Origin of the sequence: Paeniglutamicibacter sp. MACA_103, from assembly GCF_045798555.1 — a bacterium.
In the GTDB taxonomy this organism is placed as follows: domain Bacteria; phylum Actinomycetota; class Actinomycetes; order Actinomycetales; family Micrococcaceae; genus Paeniglutamicibacter.
On the sequence record NZ_JBIXLN010000003.1, the window covers coordinates 20,698 to 40,665 of the forward strand.

Consider the following 19,968-nt stretch of genomic DNA (forward strand, 5'->3'; position numbering starts at 1 on the left):
AGGAGCCGGGGCGGGGCTGACGGAATTCGGCCATGGTTACGATTCATTGACTTGACGTTTCTGATCTCCGCATTCGCGGACATGCTGGTGAGCCCGCTTGCTCGCCTTGCAGGCGGAGCGCTGGCGCTTCCCTGGATTGCACTACTTGCGTTTTCAGTACCTTGAATCCGTTCAGGGTGTTCGGCTTTCCGTGTGATGTGGGGCTTGCTGGCCTACTAAACCGGGCGAGCAAAGCCCGGAATCTGCACGATCAGGAAGTAGATCGGTCCCGGCGGTCGCGAAGTCAATCGCCGGCTCGATCATATTGGCCGCGGACCTAATCGATGGCATCGCGTTGGAGCCGGTGCATTTGACCGTGGGGCCTCTTGGTTTTTGGCGTTGAACCACGCAAACAGGAGGTGCAACGGGACCGTTGGGCAGGTGCGGAACCACCGCATCCGCATGGTGGGATCCAACTACCACATGAAGCATGACACGGATCACAGTCACTGCTATGGTCGGAACATGTCCATGGCAGACACCTACAGATGGTCGTTAACCACCGGGAGTGTTTCCGACTGGGTGGCTGGCGGTTCCGGACACAGCGGGTTTGCCGGTCCATTCATTGGAAACGACAGGGAGTCACAGCTGTGAACAACAAGACGGCCGGCCTGCAACACAGAGGCGGCAGCCGAGCGCAGCAAACTCCCGCGAACTTTTTGACTGTTTTGTGAACCAACCACATGGATGATCGGAAAATGCCGGAGGACCTCATGGGTGGAACGATCGCTTGGCCGAAAGGGCAGATTGCCCACGGAGCCTAAGCTGGCCTGCGCACAGCGAGCCAGCTGACCCGGACTCCGGCTCCTGACGCTGATACGCAGGCCGCTTTGTTGGGTGCCCATCATCGATCGTTCGTACACAGGGCTTTCCGCTCGGCGGGAAGCAGGAGGAAGCGGCATGACCGCCAAACCAACCACAGAATCCCAGTGCTTGATCACCGTTAACGGAACGGTGCGGGAATTTACCGGACCAACGCATACCAACGCCCTGGACTTCCTCCGCGGTGAAGGACTTACCTCCTGCAAGGAAGGCTGCGCCGAGGGCGAATGCGGGGCCTGTTCCATCCTGGTGGCCCGAGCAGACGGAGATGCCACACGCTGGACCGCACTAAACGCCTGTCTTCTGCCCGCCGCGGCCCTCGACGGGCAGGAAGTGATTACGGCCGAGGGGCTGGGGGACCGCACCGACCTGCATCCGGTCCAGCAACAGATGGTCGAGCACGGTGGATCCCAATGCGGGTACTGCACCCCGGGATTCGTCTGCAGCATGGCCGCCGAATACTACCGTCCGGAACGAGCTGCCCCCACCGGCACCCCGCCGGACGAAGAGGACGCAGCGGACCACCACTGCGGGCCAAATGGGTTCGACCTGCATGCGCTTTCAGGCAACCTGTGCCGATGCACCGGGTACCGGCCCATCCGTGATGCCGCCTTTGCGCTGGGCACGCCGGCGGCGGAGGATGCGCTCGCTGCCCGCCGCGACCGGCCGGCGCCGGACGTCGTGCACACGGACCTGTCTCGCGTCGACACCCCCACAGGCCGGCTCGGCCGCTACCGGAGGCCCGGAACCCTGCAGGAAGCCCTGCGGATCCTGTCCGAGGAACCTGAGGTGCTGCCCCTCGCCGGTGGAACCGACTGGGGCGTGGAGGTCAACATCAAGGGGGCACGGGCCCGTTCCCTGCTGGCCATCGACCGGCTGAGTGAGCTGCGGCGACTGGATGTCACCGACACGCATCTTGAGATCGGGGCGGCCTGCACGCTCAGTGAACTGGAGCGTGGACTGCAAGGGCGGATCCCCCTGCTGGACAAGCTCTTTGGCCAATTCGCGTCCCGGCTCATCCGCAACAGCGCGACCATCGGCGGGAACCTGGGCACCGGTTCACCCATCGGCGACACTCCTCCGGCCTTGTTGGCCCTGGAAGCCGAGCTGGTGCTCAGCTCGGTGGCGGGCCAACGAGTGGTTCCCTTGGCCGAATACTTCACCGGGTACAGGCAAACGGTCCGCAGGCCCGGCGAGCTGATCACCGCCATCCGCGTCCCGCTGCCTCTGTCCAAACTGACGTCCTTCCAGAAAATCGCCAAGCGCCGCTTTGACGACATCTCCAGCGTGGCCATCGGCTATGCGCTCGCCGTCGAGGGCGGCATCATCACCAAGGCGCGGATCGGCCTGGGCGGGGTGGCGGCCACCCCGTTGCGGGCGACCGCCACCGAAACGATGCTCGAAGGCCGGGCCTGGGAGCTGGAAACGATCCGCGCCGCGGCCCGGGTGATGGGCGAGGAAGGTACCCCGATGGATGACCACCGGGCCAGCGCCGAATACCGGAAAGCCATGCTTGCCTCCTCGCTGGAACGGTTCTTCGTCGCACAACTGCAAGAGACCAGCCGGTTGAAGGGAGAAGGCAAATGAGCAAGCTGTCCCAACGTCCAGAGCGGCCAATCGTCGGGGAGTGGCATCCGCACGAGTCCGCGGTGGACCATGCCACCGGAAGCGCCTTGTACACCGATGACCTGGACCGGCGGTTGGTCGGAGTGCTGCATGCCTACCCGGTGCAGTCCACGCAGGCGCACGCAAAAATCCTGAATGTGGGTATCGACGGGGCCTACCGGGTTCCCGGCGTGGTCCAGGTGATCACGGCAGCGGACATCCCCGGGGTCAATGACCAAGGTGCCAAACACGACGAGCCGATGCTGCCGGTGGACGAGGTCATGTTCTACGGCCAGCCCGTGGTGTGGGTTCTCGGTGAGGACCTGGAAGCAGCCAAGGCCGGGGCAGCCGCCGTTGAGGTGGACTACGAACCGCTCGACTCGTTGATCACGCTGCAGGACGCGATCGCCGCGCAAAGCTTCCACGGAATCCAGCCGGTGATCGACAAGGGCGACAGCCAGGCCGCAATCAGGGACGCCGCGCGGGTGTTTGAGGGGGAGTTCGAGTTCGCCGGGCAGGAACACTTCTACCTGGAAACCCAGAACTCGCTGGCCATGGTGGACGAAATCGGCCAGGTGATGATCCATTCATCCACCCAGCACCCCACCGAAGCCCAGGACATCGTCTCCCACATATTGGGGATCCCCGCGCACCGGGTCACGGTCCAGGTGCTGCGCATGGGCGGCGCCTTCGGCGGCAAGGAAATGCAGTCGCATGGGTTTGCAGCGGTGGCGGCCCTCGGGGCCATGCTCACCGGGCGGCCGGTGCGGGTGCGGCTGGATCGGACGGTGGATATCACCATGACCGGCAAGCGCCACGGTTTTCATGCCAGCTGGAAAGCCGGTTTTGACGACGAAGGCAGGATCCTGGGCCTGGATGCGACACTGACCGCCGACGGCGGGTGGAGCCTGGATTTGTCCGAGCCGGTGCTGACCCGGGCGCTGTGCCACATTGACAATGCCTACTGGATACCCAACATCCGGGTTCACGGCCGTGTCGCCAAATGCCACAAGACCTCGCAAACGGCGTTCCGCGGCTTCGGGGGACCACAGGGCATGCTGGTCATGGAGGACATCCTGGGACGGGTGGCCCCGCAACTCGGGATGAGCGCCCGGGAACTGAGGCGCCGGAATTTCTACGTCCAGGGGCAGGACACCCCGTACTACCAGCCGGTGCGCCATCCCGAACGTATGGAGGCTGCCTGGCAGCAGCTGTTGGAGGGTGCGGAGATCGAACGTCGCGAAGCCGAGATTGCCCGGTTCAACCAGAGCCATGAGCATGCGAAGCGGGCCTTGGCCCTGACCCCGGTGAAATTCGGGATCTCCTTCAACCTCACCGCCTTCAACCAAGCCGGCGCCCTGGTGCTGGTCTACAAGGACGGTTCGGTGCTGGTGAACCACGGTGGCACCGAAATGGGGCAGGGGTTGCACACCAAGATATTGCAGGTGGCAGCCACCACCCTCGGAGTCCCCCTCGATACCGTGCGGATCGCACCGACTCGTACCGACAAGGTTCCGAACACCTCGGCCACGGCGGCCAGCTCGGGCAGCGACCTGAACGGCGGGGCAGTAAAGGATGCGTGCGAGCAGATCCGTGACCGGCTCGCCCAGGTGGCGGCCGTCAAGCTGGGCGTTCCCGCCCACGAGATCCGGTTCAGTCGCGGTACCGTCTCCAGCCTCAGTGGACGTGAATCCATCTCGTGGCAGGAACTGGTCAATGCCGCGTACTTCCAGCGGGTCCAGCTTTCGGCAGCAGGTTTTTACCGGACCGAAGGGCTGCACTGGGACCTGGACATCATGAAGGGGGAACCGTTCAAGTACTTCGCCTATGGGGCGGCGGCCAGTGAGGTGGAGGTCAGCCGTTTCGACGGTTCGTACACCCTGCGCCGGGTGGATGTGGTGCATGACGTGGGGGATTCGCTCTCCCCGCTGATCGACCTGGGACAGATCGAAGGCGGATTCGTGCAGGGGGCGGGGTGGCTGACCCTGGAGGACCTGCGCTGGGACACCAGCGACCGGCCCACCAGGGGGCGGCTGGCGACCCAGAGCGCCAGCACCTACAAGATCCCGAGCCTGTCGGAAATGCCCGAAGTCTTCAACGTCTCGCTACTGGACAAGGCCCATGAAGAAGGCGCGGTCTACGGTTCCAAGGCGGTGGGTGAGCCCCCACTGATGTTGTCCCTTTCTGTGCGCGAGGCATTGCGCCAAGCCATCGCCGAATTTGCCCAGCCCGGAAGCAGTGTGGAGCTGGCTTCGCCTGCCACGCCCGAAGCGGTGTTCTGGGCGGTCCAGACGGCCCGCGAGCACAGCGAAATAATCAGCGGACGATCCTTATGACCTGGATTGATGCGGTGACGTTGCTTCGGGCCCATCGCGCCCCGGCGGTGTTGATCACCGTGGTCCAAGTACGCGGGCATGCACCGCGTGAAGCCGGAACCAAGATGGTTGCCACCAGTGACGAGCTTTTTGAAACCATAGGTGGCGGCAACCTGGAGATGACGGCGGTGACACGGGCACGGCAAATGCTCACCGAGTCGCTGCACGTGCCCGAAACCATGACCTTGCGGCTGAATGACAAGGCTCCGGCGACATACGGTCGACAATGCTGTGGAGGAGAAGTGACGATCTTGCTTGAACCACTGGCCGTGCCCCCGGCGGTGGCGATCTTTGGCGTTGGCAATGTGGGTCTTGAACTTGCCCGCATTCTTTCGCGGCAGGACCTTGAACTGTATTTGAGCGATTCCCGCGAGGAAAACCTGCGGGGCCTGCATGCTCTTGAACCGGCGGTGGCGCGGATTCATCCGAAACTGGCCGTCATTGGCGAAGAAGTACTCAGTCGGTTGCCCAGTGGAACACATGTGCTGATCATGACCCATGACCACGCAGAGGATTTCCACCTCTGTGATGCTGCGTTGCGGCATCCGAATCTTGGCTCGATCGGCCTGATCGGGTCCAACGCCAAATGGCAGCGATTCCGCAAGAATCTAGCGGAAAGCGGACATGAGGCAGCGATGATTGGAAAGATCGACTGCCCCATCGGAGACCCGGAGGTGGTGGGCAAGGATCCGGCCACGATTGCGGTCAGCGTAGCGGCCGACCTTCTCAAACGCATGAACAAGGTCAGCGCCGTCAAGGTCTGATCACCAGCCGTTCGGCCCAGTGGATGTGTGGGCCGTATGCGGCAATGTCCCCTAATCCGCCTCGGGTTGTGCCCCGAGGAGGAAATGGCGCCCGGAGATGCTGGTTGCCTCGATCTTGACCCAGGCATGCTTCTGCGTGGGCGTCCAAGGGGAGACGCCGGAGCTGCGTGCTTCCTCGATCTCTGCGCTGGTCTGCAGCTGGTGCGCGTTTCCGTGCACCACCACCGACCATGCCTCGTCGGAGAGGATGCCGTCGGCCTCGAACGCGACCGCATCGTGCACGGTCAGGGCGGCGAGCTTTTCGCCCGGTGCCGTGCGCAGATAGATGGTCCGATCCAGCAAGCCGAAGTTCAGCGGGAATATGTCGACGGTGTTGCCCACTGCCGTGGCCAGACGGCCGTGGCTGGTGCGCTCGAGAAGGTTCCAGGCCTGATCCTCGGTGAGCACCAGCACTGGTTGATCAGTTTCGTGGTCAAACATCATGGGCTCATCCTTCTACGGAACGTAGAAGAATGCCAGTGTTATTGGACCTGGTCTTTTTCACGCAATGGCGGCGAGTCATCCTTTCGATCCACTACATGCTCCCGGCTCATGAAAGACTGGGCATCATGGTCAAGGAAACAGGATCCGAACGTGCCCGGCACATTGCAGCACGTTTCGAGGATCGCCTTTACGAGCTTCGCGCGGAGCGCGCCCGCGAACGTGGCATGGTTCCCACCGTGTTGCCCTACACCGGCTACGGCTTGTCGGATCCGGAGAACGGCTGGGTGCGCATATTCGCCAGGGTGCTGCTGGCCAAGCCCGGCGCCTTCGAGGACGGGCGCCACCTGGCGAAGGTCATTGCCGACGGCGTGCGCGGCTGGCGGAACTTCATGTCGCCGATCCTGCCCCATGGCGAGATCGAGGCCCACATCAACGGCGAACGCTTCAAAGTGAAGGCCGACCGCGGCGGAGTGGTCGATGTCCGCGTGGCAGCCAAGCTGGAGCCTGGTTGGAACGAGATCAGCCTGCATGTCGAGGGCGGGCCGGCCGTCACCGCCCCGATCGTGGTCGTTGACGGGACGCAGGAATTCGGGGTGCTCTCGGACGTGGACGACACCGTGGTGGTCACCGCGCTGCCGCGTCCCCTGCTGGCCGCCTGGAACTCCTTCGTGCTCTCCGAGCACGCCCGCCTGGCCACCCCGGGGATGCCGGTGATGATGGAGCGGCTGATGCGCGACAAGCCCGGCGCCCCCACCTTCTACCTCTCCACCGGGGCCTGGAACGTGGCCCAGACCCTCACCCGCTTCCTCTCGCGCAACCTCTACCCGCAGGGACCGCTGCTGCTGACCGACTGGGGCGCCACCGAGGGCGGCTGGTTCCGTTCCGGCATGCAGCACAAGGCCGACCAGTTGCGCCGCCTGGCAGCCGAATTCCCGAACATGAAATGGCTGCTGATCGGCGACGACGGCCAACACGACCCCTATCTCTACGCCGAATTCGCCCGCCGCTATCCCCGCCATGTCGAAGCCATCGTCATCCGCCAGCTGACCCCCTCCGAGGCGGTGCTGGCCGGCGGGCGCAGCCAGGGGATCCTGAACTCCACCCCCGGGGTGCCCTGGGTCTACGAGCCGGACGGGGCGCGCATTGCCCAGAAGCTGGAGGCGCTGGGCATCATCTGCCCCGATGACCAGGCAAGGATCGACTGAATGCCCGAACAGAAGATCCGCGTCGAGGTCCCCATGCGCTGGGGGGACATGGACGCGTACGGCCACATCAACAACGTGAACCTGGTCCGCATGATGGAAGAGGCCCGCATTGCCGGGTTCGGGGTGCCCGGCGGCACCGGAAAGCCCGGCATCATGCCCCAGGTCGACCTGTTCTCGACGGTCCCTCAGAACACGCAGATCCTGGTCGTCGAGCACCGGGTCCGCTACCTCAAGCCGCTGGACTACCGCAACGTCCCGGCGCACGTGGATTTGTGGATCAGCACCATCAAGGGCGCGAGCTTCGACATCAGCTACGAGTTCCACGATCCCGTGGACGGTGGGGTGTGCGTGCGCGCCGCCACGACCCTGGCGTTCTTTTCCGTCGACGAACAGCGCCTGTTGCGCCTGAGCCCGGGCAACAAGGAAGCGCTGGCGCGCTACGCCGCCGATCCGATCTTTCGCTAGGACAGCTGCAGGTCGGCCGTGAGGGACTCGAAGTCCCGGGCCAGTGCCTCGTCGCGCTCGAAATTGCAGGCCGACAGCGGTTCGGTGCTGAACGAGAAGTAGCGCAACCCGGCGCTGTGTCGCGGGTCCGCGGGAAGCGCGATCGCGCTGTTGTGGAAATTGACCCGCCCCAGTGACAGCCCGGGGGCCGGGCGCGGCGCAATGCGCAGCAGGTGGGCGATCTCCGGCAGGTCGTGGGCGAACACCTGGTGGTGGGTCCCGCCGGCAAACACGTGCAGCGTCAGTCCGTGGGCCATCGACATCGCGACCTCGACGTCCGCGGGGGCCCACAGCGTGGGGCGGGCCATGAGGCTCCTGATGGCGCGGGGGTTGGTGCGGTGTCCGGAGTGGAACGAGGTACAGGTGTCGGTGGAACGTGACTGATTGCGCAAGGGGCGGCGCCTTTCGTGTGCTCTTGTCCCCAGGGCAGCGGCTGCTGCCAGGACCGCTTCGTCATCCGAACCACCCGTGAAGCATGGGGTTGGTGTGTGCGCCGGGTCGGAGCCCATGGCTGGCGCACATCTCGTGAAGCTGGTTTCATCGTACCAAAACACCGGCGACGATTTAGAGTGAATGAATGAGACTCATCTTGATCCGCCACGGGCAGACCGCCTCGAACGTGGCGCAGGCCCTGGACACCGCGGCCCCCGGCGCCCCGCTGGACGAGACCGGACTGGCGCAGGTTCGGGAACTCGTGAAGCGGCTCGGTGGAGAGGATGTCGACGCGGTTTTCTCCTCGCCGTTGCTGCGGGCCAAGATGACCGCCACGCCCCTGGCCGAGTCGCGCGGCCTGATCTTGGCCGAGCATGCGGGACTGAGCGAGATCTCCGCCGGAGAACTGGAAATGCGCAACGACCCCGAGGCCCAGCTGGCCTACCGCGACGTGTTTTTCCGCTGGCTCTCCGGCGACCTGGCAGCCAAGGTTGCCGGCGGCGAAGATGCACACACGGCGCTGGAGCGCTTCAACGTGGTCATCGAGCAGGCCCGCGCAGCGGGGACGGGGAAGCTTGTGGTGGTCAGCCACGCAGCCATGCTGGTGACCTGGCTTGCCTCCAGGAGCACCAACTTCGACCCCGGCCTGCTGCGTCCGACGCCCCTGGCCAACACCGGCGTGGTGACACTGGATGCGGCCGCCAAATCCCGCTGGACCATGCGCAGCTGGCAGGACCGGCACCTGGACTAGAAGGTCCCGCCCCGCAAACGGCGGTGTCGCCCGCACGATGCCGGAACGTCGTGCGGGCGGCATTTCCGGGTCGGCGTCAGTCCTCGAAGGAAAGCTTCGGCGGGGTGGTGCGGAAGCCCTTGGTGCGGATGGCCAAAAAGCCGATTCCTGCGGCGAACCACACCAGTCCCACCACGAGGCTGACGCCGGAGAGCGAGGTCCACAACCAAATGGTCAGCGCGAATCCCACCAGGGGCATGAGCAGGTAGAGCAACACCGAGCGGGCACCGCGCTCCTTCGCATCCATGAAGAAGGTCTTGATGACCGAAAGGTTCACCATGGAGAACGCAACCAGGGCCCCGAAGCTGACCACCGAGGCCGCAGTCTCCAAGCTGACAAAGAGGTAGGTCAGCGACACCGCGGAGACCACGAGGGTGGCGTAGACGGGGGTGGAAAAACGGCGGTTGAGCATGCCCATGCGGCGCGGAAGCAATCCGTCGCGGCCCATGGAGTACAGGATTCGGGTCACGCTGGCCTGCGAGGCCATGGCCGAGCCAAACGACCCCACGACGTAGACCGCCACGAAAATCGCGGTGAGCACCGAACCGCCGACCCCTGCCATGAGTTCGACTCCCGCGGCATCCGGGTCGGCGAAGGTGGTGTGGTCCGGGTGGATCAGTGCCCCGGCCCAGCCCACGACGATGAAGATCAGGCCGCCGGCCAAGGTGGTGAGCACGATCGCGGCGGGAATCGACTTGCCGGGATTCCTCGCATCCTCGGACAGGGTCGAAATCGCATCGAATCCCAGGAACGAGAGCGAGAGGATGGCAGCGCCGGAGAAGATCGGGCCCAGGCCGTCGGCGCCAAAGGAGAAGGGTGCCAACAGGCTGGGGGCATCGGCGTTGAGGACCTGGTTGAGCACCAGGGCCACGAAGATGCCGATCATGAGCACCGAGGAGGCGACCACCGTGGCGCTGAGCCGGCCGATGAACTTGATGCCGATGATGTTCAGGCCCAGCACCAGCACGAGGGACACCAGCGAGAACGCCCAGGCGGGAATCGCGGGGAATTGCGTGTTGAGGTAGATCCCGATGAGCAGGAAATTGATCATCGGGATGAACAGGTAGTCGAGCATCAGGGTCCAGCCGGTGGCAAAGCCGACAGTTCCGCCGAAGGCCTGCTGGGTGTAGGCGTAGGCGGATCCCGCTTGGGGCACGGCCCGGGACATCTGGGCATAACTGAAGGCGGTGAACAGCATGGTCACCAGCCCCACGATGTAGGCGGCCGGCAGATGTCCGTTGGTCACCCCGGTCACCACGCCGTAGGTGGTGAACACCGTCACGGGTGCCATGTAGGTCAGTCCGAAGAGCACCAGGAAGGGAATGCCCAGGACCCGCTTGAGCTCGGTGGGACGGGAGCCGTGGATGCTGCCGGCTGCAGGGACGTGAGCCGAGACCTTGGTGTTCATCGTGTTCCTTCCAATATTCGATCGGGTGCTTCCAAATAGGTGGGGTTGCCTGCGAGCCAGGTGCCAAGGACCTTCACGCCGGCCACGTCGTGTTCCGCGCTGGAGCGCGGATCGCTCTCCAGCCAGACCAGGTCCGCGATCTGCCCCGCTGCCAGGGTTCCGCGTTCGTGGTCGGCAAAGGCCTGGTAGGCCACCTGGGTGCTGTAGGAGTCCAGGGCATCGACAATGCCGTAGGGCGCCCCGGCCAGCGGAGGAACGTCGGGGTCGGACAATCCTGTGCGGGTCACTGCCGTGCCGATGCCCAGCATGGGGTGGTGGTGTGTGACGGGCCAGTCGCTGCCAAAGGACACCCTGACATCCGAGGCGGCGACCTCGCCGATCTGGAACTGCCGTGACGCGCGTTCGGCTCCAAGCCGTGGGAAGGTCAGTTCGGTCATGACGGTGTCGCGCTGGGCCCACAGCGGCTCGAAGTTCGCGATGACGCCCAATTGCCTGAACCGTGGCAGGTCGGTGGGGGAGATGGACTGCAGGTGGGCCATGACCGGTCGGCGGTCGCGTGGGCCGTTGGCGGAAACGACCGCCGCAATGGTGTCCAGTCCCTGACGCACGGCGGCGTCTCCGATGGCGTGCAGGTGCAATTGGAAACCCATGGCATCCACGGCGATCGCCGCATCGATGAGTGAGTTGTCTTCCCAATTGGGCAGGCCGCGGCTGCCGGGGCAGTCCGCATAGGCATCGATCATGTGGGCCGTGTGCGATTCAACGATCCCGTCCAGGAAGAACTTGATGGTGTTTGCGCTGAGCAGTTCCCCGCCGGAGGCGATCACGCGGTCCCTGGCTGCGGCAAATTCGGGCAGCTGCCCAGCCCAGCGCAACGGGTCAGCGCGGAAGGCAAGATTCATTCGGGTGTGCAACGCACCCTGGCGTGCGGCGGCGAGGTAGGCGTCGAGGGATTCCGTTTCCACCCATGCGTCTTGCACCCAGCTGACACCGGCCCGGGCAAAGGCCGAGGTGGCTCTGGTGAGGGCCGAGACCAAGGTGTCCTGGCCGTGTGCGGGAACATGGGCGGCGACCAGGTCGATGGCGCCGGGTTCGCACAGCGTCCCCAGGGGGGACCCGTCCGGGCGACGGATGATACGGCCGAGCTCGGGCTCTGGCGTGTCCGAGGTGATCCCGGAAATTTCCAGTGCCCGGGAATTGACCCAAACCGTGTGGTAGTCCCAGGCGCGCAAGAGCACGGGGCGGTCGGAAACGACCCTGTCGAGCCATCGGGCATCGAAGTATCCGTCTTCGGACAGTGTTGCGTCGTAGCTGGCACCGACGATCCATTCGTCCCCGGGGTGCTCGTCCGCCCAGCGTGCGACTGCGGCCAGGATTTCGTCGAGGTCCGTGCAGTGGCGGATCTGGGGACCGACGTCCTCGAGCCCGGCAAAGAGGGGGTGGGCGTGGCCGTCGCCGAAGGCGGGCCCAAGGTAGCCGCCGCGCAGGTCATGGAGGACATCGGCGATCGATGCCAGGTCCCCGGCGGCCGGTCCGATGGCGGTGATGATTCCGTCGGTGACCGCCACGGCGGTCGTTTGCCCCGCAGGGGCACCGGCAACCGAGCCCGAATGAAAGACTGTCAAGGTCAAGGGGTGCAGCTCCCAACTAAATTTAATAAGATTAAATAAACTGTCGCCTACCTTATCTGTGGGCGGAGTCACACGCAAGGGGTTTTGGTGGATTCGTCAGAAGTTCGTCGCGCCGGTCGGCCGCGCACGTCGGTGCTCGACCGCGAAAGGATCCTCGTCGCGGCCCTTAGGCTGCTCAATTCCGTGGGGCCGGAGAAGTTCTCCATGGCAGCGCTCGCCGGCGAGCTTGGGGTCAAGCCGCCCGCGCTCTACCACCACGTCAAGAACAAGCAGGCGCTGTTGGTGGGGATGCGCGAGGTGGTCAATGAGAGCATTGATGTCAGTGGTTTCGGAAGCTTGTCCTGGCGCGAAGCCGTGGAGCGCTGGGCCCGGTCCTACCGGGCCGCGTTCTCCGCACACCCAAATGCCATTGCCCTGTTGGCCACCGAGCCCATCACGGGGGCGACTCGCACCTTGGCCATGTATGAATGCGTAGTGCAGGGGTTCCTTGCCGCCGGCTGGGAGGCGTCCGCAGTCATGGGCGACATGGTGGCATTGGAGTCGTTCATCCTGGGGGCAGCGCTTGATGTGGTTGCCCCGGATGACATGTTCGATCCCGGCGAGGCCGCTGCGCAAACCCCGGGGCTTGCCGGAGTCCTCGCTGCGCAGTCCGCGCTTGAGGGCGCGCGCGCGGACCATTCCTTTGAGGTGGGGCTCGCGATCATGATCGACGGTCTGGCCCGGCGCAATGGAGTAGGCATGTGAAGTTGGCATTGGCTTGGTCGATGCCCCATCGAATAGGATAGGTTTACCTTCCCTAATCCAAGAAAGTGGTAATTAGTGAGTACGCAGCCTTCAGCACGTCCGGTTCGGCCCCAGGTAGTCCTCGAGGTTTTGGCGAGCGAGCGACTGAGTCCCCACATGATGCGACTGACCTTCGGCGGGCCGGGGTTCGTGAACTTCCAGGACAAGGCCGTCTCCGACCGCTACGTCAAGATCCTGTTTGCGAAGCCCGAACTCGGGCTGGTTCCGCCGTATGACCTCGATGCCCTGCGCGAGCAGCTGGCCCCGGAAGACTTCCCGGTTCGACGTACCTACACGCTGCGCCATGTGGATCTCGAGGCCCGGACCGTGCAGATCGACTTCGTCATCCACGGCGACCAGGGCCTGGCCGGGCCCTGGGCCCAGAATGCCAAGATCGGTGACCAGATCTGCTTCGCGAGCCCGGGCGGGCTCTACACTCCCGACCCGGAATTCGACCGCCACCTGCTGATCGGTGACGAGACGGCGCTTCCCGCGATTTCCGCGGCAGTCGAGGACATGACCCCGGAGATGGTGGGAGACATCTACCTCGAGGTCTCCGGCCCCGAGGACGAGGTCCAGTTGGATGTGCCCGCCGGGATCAGCGTCCACTGGCTGCACCGCGGAGGCTACTTCACCCCGGGGAACACCAAGCTCGAGGAAACCGTGCGCAACGCCGACTGGCACGAGGGGACCCTTCAGGTCTTCGCCCACGGCGAGCGTGAAACCATGAAGTCGCTGCGCGCCTACCTCAACGGGGAGCGCGGCGTGGACCGCCGGGCCATGTCGCTGTCGGCCTACTGGGCCTATGGCCGCGCCGAGGACGAGTTCCAGGCCGAAAAGAAGACGCCCATCGGTCAGATCTACCCCGAGGCGCTTAGCGCCTGACGCGGGCTTCGAGGCGTTTTCCTCGTGCTGTCACCCGCTTCGGTCCGGCCTTGAAGGATCATCGCTGGCTCGAAGCGGTTATGAGTCGGCCCGGGTTCCAACGCTGAAGCCAGTTCAGGCTGAAGCCATGCGGCGCATCTGACCGCCGCAACGCTCGCCACCGCACATTCGGATTTCCGAGCGGCGGCAGCTCTGGCCGGCAGCACAACGATTGCGTGGCTGCCGGCGCTGGACCCAGATGCGTCTACCGATCCACCAGGGGAACATGCACCAGCGCGCGCTGGCCGTTTTGGACCATGAACCCGCGGCCCGGCGGGAACTCGTGGCGCTTGACGCGAGGGAATGGCACCTTGAAGATCGATTCGCCGTCGTAACCGTCGGGCTTGAGCACCAGGCCATGCCGGCTGGATTTCAGCTCGCCGAGCAGCCCGAAGCTGGAGGAGAACTGGTTGACGTCCCCGTCGGCCACCAGGAAGTGGTCGGAGCGGTTGATGGCCTTGATCAGCTCCTTCAGGGGGCGTTCGGCATCCGAATCGGCGAACTCGCTGATGTTCTCCACCACGAACACGATCTTGCCCGGCATGGTCTCATCAGAGACCAGCTCCAGCATGTCCTTGGCGAAACGCCGCGTTTCCTCCGGCCCGGAGACGGCGCCGTTCCAGGTCCGCCAGCTGCGCAGCTCGGCGCGGCGGCCGCCGAGGTGGAAGAACTGGGTCGCCGGATTCGCCCGTTCCAGGGCCGTGACCATGGCGCGCAGGGTGTTGCTCTTGCCGCTTTGCGGCGGGCCGACGACGACGAACGTGCCGACCGATTCGAATCCGCACGGGCCCAGGGTCATGTCGGATAGGCCGATCACCGGCTGCCCATTGGCGGAGTCCGGCAATTCGGAGGCCTCGAAGGACTGCGGGAGCGCTTGAATTCCGGCCGCTTGCGGGACGCCGGCGGCGCGTAGCTCCTCGGCCCATGCGGTGGTCAGCGCCGTCTGCTCGGCGACGTTGGCGGTACCGCCCAAGACCGCGATCTGCGCCTCATGGCCCTTGATGACGGCCCGTCCGGGAGCGCTGCGTTCGCTGAGTACGTCTTTGGGCACGCCCAGCACGTTGTAGGCCTGCTCGTCCGCCATGCGCAGCACCACGCGCTGGGTGATATTGGCGCTGATGGCGGTGGGCACGGCGCCGAAGCGGTCGGCGGTGGTGACCACGTGCACGCCCAGCGGCCGGCCCTCGCCCACGATCCGCATGAAGACCTGGTAGAACTCGCTGCGTCCGTGGCCCAGTTCCCAGTCGCTGCGGAACTGGCCGAACCCGTCGATCAGCACGAAGATGCGCGGCTCGGCCAGGTCCCCGGTCACCTGGCGGTATTCGCTCAGGGAAGCGGCGTTCGCCGCGGCGTAGCGGGCGGAACGGTCATCCAGGTGTTCGGCCAGCGTGCGGAAAACGCGCTGGATGCGTTCCACGTCGTCCCCGCCGAGCACCGCGCCGACGTGTGGCATGGGGATGAGCGAACGCAGCGAGCTGGTGCCGAATTCCAGCGCGTATACGGCGGCCGCACCGGCCCCCGGGTTGGCTCCGGCGGCGATCGCGATGCTGCGCAGGGCCGCGGACTTGCCGGAGCCGGACGTGCCGTAGATCAGCAGGTGGCCGTCGGCATCCGGCTCGAAGAAGGCGGTTTCCTGGGCTTGGCGCTCGGGGATGTCGGCCAGGGCCAGGGGGATCTTGCTGTCACTGTCCGCGCTCAGCTCGCGCAGGTCGATCGTGGCGGGCAAGTCATCCAGCCAGGGGCGCCTCGGCGCCGGGATCGCCGCGTCGCTTGCCGCCGCGATAAAGCTGGTGACCAAGAGCTTCTGGTCATTCGGTCCGCTGTTCTCCTCGACGTTGGGAGCCTGGGACTCGGGTTGTTCCCACACCCGGGTGCCGCCGAAGCGCAGGTCTTCGACGCGCACCTCGGCCTGTTCGGGTTCGTCGGTGGTCCAACCGCCGGCGTAACCGCTTTGGAAGGGGATGAGCCGGCCCGGGCCGGTTTTGGCGATGCCGCGCCCGGGCAGGGAGGGGTCGAAGCCGGCAGCGATGGGATCCTCCACGACGTCGTTGGAATCCGCGGCGTCGGCCATGCGCAAGGCCACGCGCAGGTTGGTGTTGGCGCGCAGGTTGTCCTTGATCACCCCGGCCGGGCGCTGCGTGGCCAGGATCAGGTGGATGCCCAGCGAACGGCCGCGCTGGGCGATGTCCACCACGCCCTCCACGAATTCGGGAACGTCCCCGGCCAGGGCGGCGAACTCATCGACCACGAGGACCAGGGCCGGAGGCGTCTGCGGGTCCTGCCGCTTCTCCAACTCCAGCAGGTCCTTGGCCTTCTTCCGGTGGAAGAGCTTCTCGCGGTGGTGAAGCTCGGCGCGCAGGCTGGTCAGCGCGCGGCGGACCAGGTGCGGGGACAGGTCGGTGACCAGCCCGACGCAGTGGGGCAAATCCACGCAGTCGGCGAATGCCGAACCGCCCTTGTAGTCCACGAACAGGAAGGTGACCCTATCGGGGCTGTACTCGGCGGCCATCGCCAGGACCCAGGCCTGCAGGAATTCGGACTTTCCCGAGCCGGTGGTGCCGCCGACCAGGGCGTGGGGACCCTGGGTGCGCAGGTCCAGGCTCATCGCATCGGGGGTGCCCTGCCCGATGAAGGCGCGCAGGGTCCCGGCGCGTTTGAGCCGCGGCAGCGACCCGGCTTCCGCGGTGCGGTCGATGACCGAATTGTTCTGCCGCCACCTCTCGAGCACCGCCGCCGGTGACTCGGCCAGGTCCGTGCCGAGGATCCGCAGCAGGGACACCGAATCCGGGATGTCCGAGGAGTCCGGGATCAGCGAGCTGGAGTCCACGACGGGGGCCAGCCGCCGGGCGAAGTGCTCCGCGTGTTCGCGGGAGACCCCTTCCATGGCGACCTGGCGGACTTCCTCTCCTGCGCGCACCCAGCCGACCGTCGCCTGCCCAAGTCCTTCGGTGACGTCGACGAAGGTGCGGCAGGAGGCCGGCAGCGACTCGACGGTCGGGGCGACGAAGATGGTGTAGATCCCGACCTCCGGCCCGCGTTCGATGACCTGGGAGAGCCGGGCGCGATCCACCGGGGCGTCATGGGTGACGAACAGGACCAGGGAAAGGTCCTTGGCGCGCGAGGACTTTTCGCTGTGGTCCCCGACGGCCTTGCCCAGCTCCATGGAGGTGGCCGACGCCGACAGCGGCCCCAAGCGGTAGGACGCTGCCTGGCCGCGCAGGGAGATGAGTTCTTCCAGGGCGTTGAGCAGCACGGTGCCCGAGGTCTGGGTATCGGCCAGTGCCACCTGGGCCAGCGGGGAGCGCGGGCCGGTGGTGTGCGGCAGCCACTTGAACCACTCCAGGTCATCGGTCCAGGCGGGGTCGATGATGGCGGCGGTGCATAGGTCATTGGGCGCATGCAGGCCGAAAAGCTGCACGGCCAGGGCGCGCAGCGCGTCGGCCGATTGCACGCGGGGGCCGGCGATGCCGATCGCCCCGGCCGAGGGCAGCAGCTCGATGACCGGCACGTCGTCGATCATCCGGTATTTCTCCGTCAGCTCCTCGACGCGTTGCACGTAGTCCTGCAGCCCTGCGCGGTCGTGCAGCTCGGTGACCGAGTTGCGGCTGGCCGCGCGCCCCGAGCCCAGGCGCAGGGACAGGAAGTTCCAGTGCTCCGGGCGCCGGGTCCACAGCAACGGGCCGAGCGCCTCGGCCTGGTCGTACACGGTGGCCGTGGCCGGCGCTTCGCTGCGCCGGTGCGCCCGTTCGGCTTCTTCTCCTGCGAACAGCTCGTCTTCGAGCTGCTCGAACTGGCGCTCGAAGGTCTCGATTTCCAGGCGCAGCTTGTTGTTGTTCTGGGTGCGCTGGCCGATCAGGTTGCCGAGCATCATCAGCGGCGAAACCAGCACCACGATCAGGGAGAGGGTCCGCTGGGTGAAGGCGAAGATCGTCAAGCCCATGATCAGCGGGGCGAAGATCATCGGCCAGGGGAAGAGCCGCGGCGAGGCCTCCTGGGGGATGGCCGGGTGGCTCAGTTCCTTGCCCGGATAGCGGATCTCGACCCGCGGAGAACGGTTGAAATTGATCGAGCCGCCCTTCTCGTAGACCGGGGACTCGCGCGTGCTGTGCCCGGTCAGCAGCTCGAAGTAGACGTCAGTGGCGCCCAGGGTGATCAGCTGGCCGGGGATGACCGCCAAGCGCTGCACCAGCCCGCCGTCCACCAGGATCCCGTTGGCCGAGTTGAGGTCCACCAGCTCGATCCTGTTGCCGACTTCGATGCGCGCATGCCTGGTGGAGACCAAGCGGTCGTTCAAAAAGACGGTGGCCTGTTCGGTTCGCCCCAAGGTTGAAGTTCCGGCGGGCAGCGCGTAGGCCATGCCCGCGTCGGGCCCGCTGGCCACCCGCAGCACCGCGGCGGCCGAGCCGCCGGAGACGAAGGCATCGGTGGTCGGGACCACCTCGATGGTGAATCCGGAGCCGAGCTCCGCCTCGGCGAGCGGGGTCTGCGGGTTCAGCTGCACCGAGGCGGTGCCGGCCGCCGTGGCCAGCAGCGTGGGGTGCTCCGGGGCCTGGTCCCCGGCGAGGGCGAGGGCTGCATCGCCGACGGTGGCGGTTGCGTCGCAGGTCAAGACGACGTCGACGGTGCTGGCGTCGTGGCGCCTGAGTGTGGCCTTGATTTTCACTTCTCGGTCTCCTGGAAGGTGATGCGGAACGTGCGGCTGCCGATCTGGACGATGTCGCCGTCATTCAGGAGCGCTCGGGTCTTGGCCGGCACGTTGTGTGGCCGGCCGTTGGCGGTGGTGACCTGGGTGCCGTTGCTGGAACCCAGGTCCATGATCCACACGTCCGCGCCATCGCTGCCGAAGGACAGGTGCGTCTTGGACAACAGGCGTTCGGGGTCCTTCAGCGGAATCAGCAAGGCGTTGGAAGAACCCGCGTCGGCCACCGGAGCACGGCCGATCAGCCCGGTCTCGGGGACCGGTACGTAGGACCCGTCGTCGAAGGCCAAGGCGGCACGGCGGACCACCCGCCTGCCGCCGGCGGCGGCCGCGTGCCAGTCGCTGTTCTGCGCCCCGACGATCCCGGCGCTGGAGCGCGGGCGTGGAGACAGGACTGCTTCTTCGGCAGGGGCGCCGTGAACCACCGTGCCCAACCCGGGCAGGTGCTCGGAAATGTCGCGGTCGGGGCGGGTGAGCAGGTATTCGGCGCGGGCAAGGACCCGCTCATTGGTCGGGTCGATTCCGCTGCGCAGGTCGAGCACGTAGCTGCCCGCCAGCCTATCCAACCAGCCGCGACGGTGCTGGCGATCGAACAGGCAGGAGAACAGCAACAATAGCGGGCCGATCAGCGGGATCAGGTGACTGCCAAGGAATACCACGGCCAGGCCCAAGACCCGCGGGAAGCCCGGCGCCGAGAAATCGGCCAGGCGCACGGCCCGCAGGCGCATTGCGGCCTTGCCCGGGGAGCTTCCCTTCCGGCTGTTCAGGCTCAGCAAAACGATCAGGTAGACGACCAGCAGCAAACCGCTGGCCCCGGTCAGGACCATCGGGACCACCGAGTATTGCTTCGTGACAAGGTAGAACACGTACCCGATGCCGGCGGGGAGCAGGACGGCGAACGACACTGAGTAGTCGATCAGATAGGACCAGAAGCGCAGGCGGGCCTCGGCCGGACGCATCCCGAGTTCGTGGGCCTTGGCGAGGGAAAATGCGACGGCGTCCATATGACCTTTCTACGTTAATCGGGTGCAGCCCCGCTACGGGGAGTTCTACCCATTGGATAAAACCAGTTGTCACATTAGCGTAGATTTAGTACGAATCGGAGCGGCCCGGCGAGAGGGCCCGTCGAAGTGTGAGGGAGCATTGTTGTGAGCGATTTCAAGGCAAATTACAGCGAAATGGAAGCCATGGCCTCCAAGTTGGACACCGGACGCGACGATCTGGACGGCGTGCTGGAGCAACTGCAGTCCGGTGTGGACAAGCTGTTGGGTGATGACTTCACGACGGAACATGCTTCGGGCCAGTTCGGCGAGGGTTACAAGGACCTGAATGACGGACTGAAGCGGGCATTCGAAGGCATCAACGACATGGCGACAGCATTGCGCGACATGATGGAACAGATCCAGGATACCGACCGTTCCATGGCAGGCAAGTAGACCAGCTTCTAGCTGGAATGATGTGGTCGTCATTGGGAGCACCAGGGCGGCCACATTTTGCTTGTTCT

Annotated in this window: 15 protein-coding genes and 1 riboswitch; of the genes, 9 read left to right on the forward strand and 6 right to left on the reverse strand. The window is 65.5% G+C overall.

All coding sequences use genetic code 11. The features are described 5' to 3' along the window. The first annotated feature begins 939 nt into the window (after positions 1–939). From ACIPVK_RS01970 to xdhC, 3 genes are read left to right on the forward strand one after another with little or no spacing between them, the layout of a single operon-like run. Positions 940–2,448: a xanthine dehydrogenase small subunit gene (locus ACIPVK_RS01970; RefSeq protein ID WP_407610303.1), complete on the forward strand. Its 1,509-nt coding sequence runs from the start codon at positions 940–942 to the stop codon at positions 2,446–2,448. Further along, a complete protein-coding gene (xdhB, locus tag ACIPVK_RS01975) occupies positions 2,445–4,802 on the forward strand; it encodes a xanthine dehydrogenase molybdopterin binding subunit (protein ID WP_407610304.1) in 2,358 nt (785 codons plus the stop codon). The genes ACIPVK_RS01970 and xdhB overlap by 4 nt, the downstream gene beginning before the upstream one ends. Further along, positions 4,799–5,605, forward strand: coding sequence for a xanthine dehydrogenase accessory protein XdhC (gene xdhC / locus ACIPVK_RS01980; protein ID WP_407610305.1), 807 nt, complete (start codon positions 4,799–4,801; stop codon positions 5,603–5,605). The genes xdhB and xdhC overlap by 4 nt, the downstream gene beginning before the upstream one ends. 51 nt (positions 5,606–5,656) lie before the next feature. Here xdhC and ACIPVK_RS01985 read toward each other — a convergent pair whose 3' ends face one another. Next, a complete protein-coding gene (locus tag ACIPVK_RS01985; RefSeq protein WP_407610306.1) occupies positions 5,657–6,088 on the reverse strand; it encodes a pyridoxamine 5'-phosphate oxidase family protein in 432 nt (143 codons plus the stop codon). Between the two features lie 125 nt (positions 6,089–6,213). On the opposite strand from ACIPVK_RS01985, the gene ACIPVK_RS01990 reads away from it, so the two are divergent. Both ACIPVK_RS01990 and ACIPVK_RS01995 read left to right on the forward strand, forming a co-directional pair. Continuing rightward, entirely contained in the window at positions 6,214–7,293 is a 1,080-nt protein-coding gene (locus tag ACIPVK_RS01990; protein WP_407610307.1) for an App1 family protein, read from the forward strand. Beyond that, positions 7,294–7,758 carry an acyl-CoA thioesterase gene (locus ACIPVK_RS01995; RefSeq protein ID WP_407610308.1) on the forward strand — a complete coding sequence of 155 codons (465 nt, stop codon included), beginning with the start codon at positions 7,294–7,296 and terminating at the stop codon, positions 7,756–7,758. It abuts the gene before it with no gap. Here the strand turns inward: ACIPVK_RS01995 and ACIPVK_RS02000 are convergent. Next, positions 7,755–8,189 (reverse strand): hypothetical protein, encoded by a 435-nt coding sequence (locus tag ACIPVK_RS02000; protein ID WP_407610309.1) that lies wholly within the window; start codon positions 8,187–8,189, stop codon positions 7,755–7,757. The two genes, ACIPVK_RS01995 and ACIPVK_RS02000, sit on opposite strands and share 4 nt — an antisense overlap. 14 nt (positions 8,190–8,203) lie before the next feature. Further along, positions 8,204–8,328: riboswitch (SAM riboswitch) on the reverse strand. A gap of 46 nt (positions 8,329–8,374) precedes the next feature. Here ACIPVK_RS02000 and ACIPVK_RS02005 point away from each other — a divergent pair. Further along, the gene (locus tag ACIPVK_RS02005; RefSeq protein ID WP_407610310.1) at positions 8,375–8,980 is read left to right on the forward strand and encodes a histidine phosphatase family protein; all 606 of its coding nucleotides are present in this window, start codon (positions 8,375–8,377) and stop codon (positions 8,978–8,980) included. Positions 8,981–9,056: 76 nt separating this feature from the next. On the opposite strand, the gene ACIPVK_RS02010 is transcribed toward ACIPVK_RS02005, so the two are convergent. Next, the gene (locus ACIPVK_RS02010) at positions 9,057–10,427 is read right to left on the reverse strand and encodes an APC family permease (RefSeq protein WP_407610311.1); all 1,371 of its coding nucleotides are present in this window, start codon (positions 10,425–10,427) and stop codon (positions 9,057–9,059) included. Further along, positions 10,424–12,058 (reverse strand): amidohydrolase, encoded by a 1,635-nt coding sequence (locus tag ACIPVK_RS02015; RefSeq protein WP_407610312.1) that lies wholly within the window; start codon positions 12,056–12,058, stop codon positions 10,424–10,426. Before ACIPVK_RS02015 ends, ACIPVK_RS02010 begins: the two co-directional genes overlap by 4 nt. A gap of 87 nt (positions 12,059–12,145) precedes the next feature. Between ACIPVK_RS02015 and ACIPVK_RS02020 the strand changes: the two genes are divergently transcribed. Next, complete coding sequence (locus ACIPVK_RS02020) at positions 12,146–12,802, forward strand: TetR/AcrR family transcriptional regulator C-terminal domain-containing protein (protein ID WP_407610313.1); 657 nt, start codon at positions 12,146–12,148, stop codon at positions 12,800–12,802. Between the two features lie 75 nt (positions 12,803–12,877). Then, a complete protein-coding gene (locus ACIPVK_RS02025; protein ID WP_407610314.1) occupies positions 12,878–13,726 on the forward strand; it encodes a siderophore-interacting protein in 849 nt (282 codons plus the stop codon). A gap of 244 nt (positions 13,727–13,970) precedes the next feature. Here ACIPVK_RS02025 and ACIPVK_RS02030 read toward each other — a convergent pair whose 3' ends face one another. Both ACIPVK_RS02030 and ACIPVK_RS02035 read right to left on the reverse strand, forming a co-directional pair. After that, positions 13,971–18,428, reverse strand: a complete 4,458-nt coding sequence (locus ACIPVK_RS02030) for an FtsK/SpoIIIE domain-containing protein (RefSeq protein ID WP_407610315.1) — start codon at positions 18,426–18,428, stop codon at positions 13,971–13,973. Further along, positions 18,425–19,468 (reverse strand): RDD family protein, encoded by a 1,044-nt coding sequence (locus ACIPVK_RS02035; protein WP_407610316.1) that lies wholly within the window; start codon positions 19,466–19,468, stop codon positions 18,425–18,427. The genes ACIPVK_RS02030 and ACIPVK_RS02035 overlap by 4 nt, the downstream gene beginning before the upstream one ends. 144 nt (positions 19,469–19,612) lie before the next feature. On the opposite strand from ACIPVK_RS02035, the gene ACIPVK_RS02040 reads away from it, so the two are divergent. After that, entirely contained in the window at positions 19,613–19,900 is a 288-nt protein-coding gene (locus ACIPVK_RS02040; protein ID WP_407610317.1) for a WXG100 family type VII secretion target, read from the forward strand. Positions 19,901–19,968: the final 68 nt, after the last annotated feature.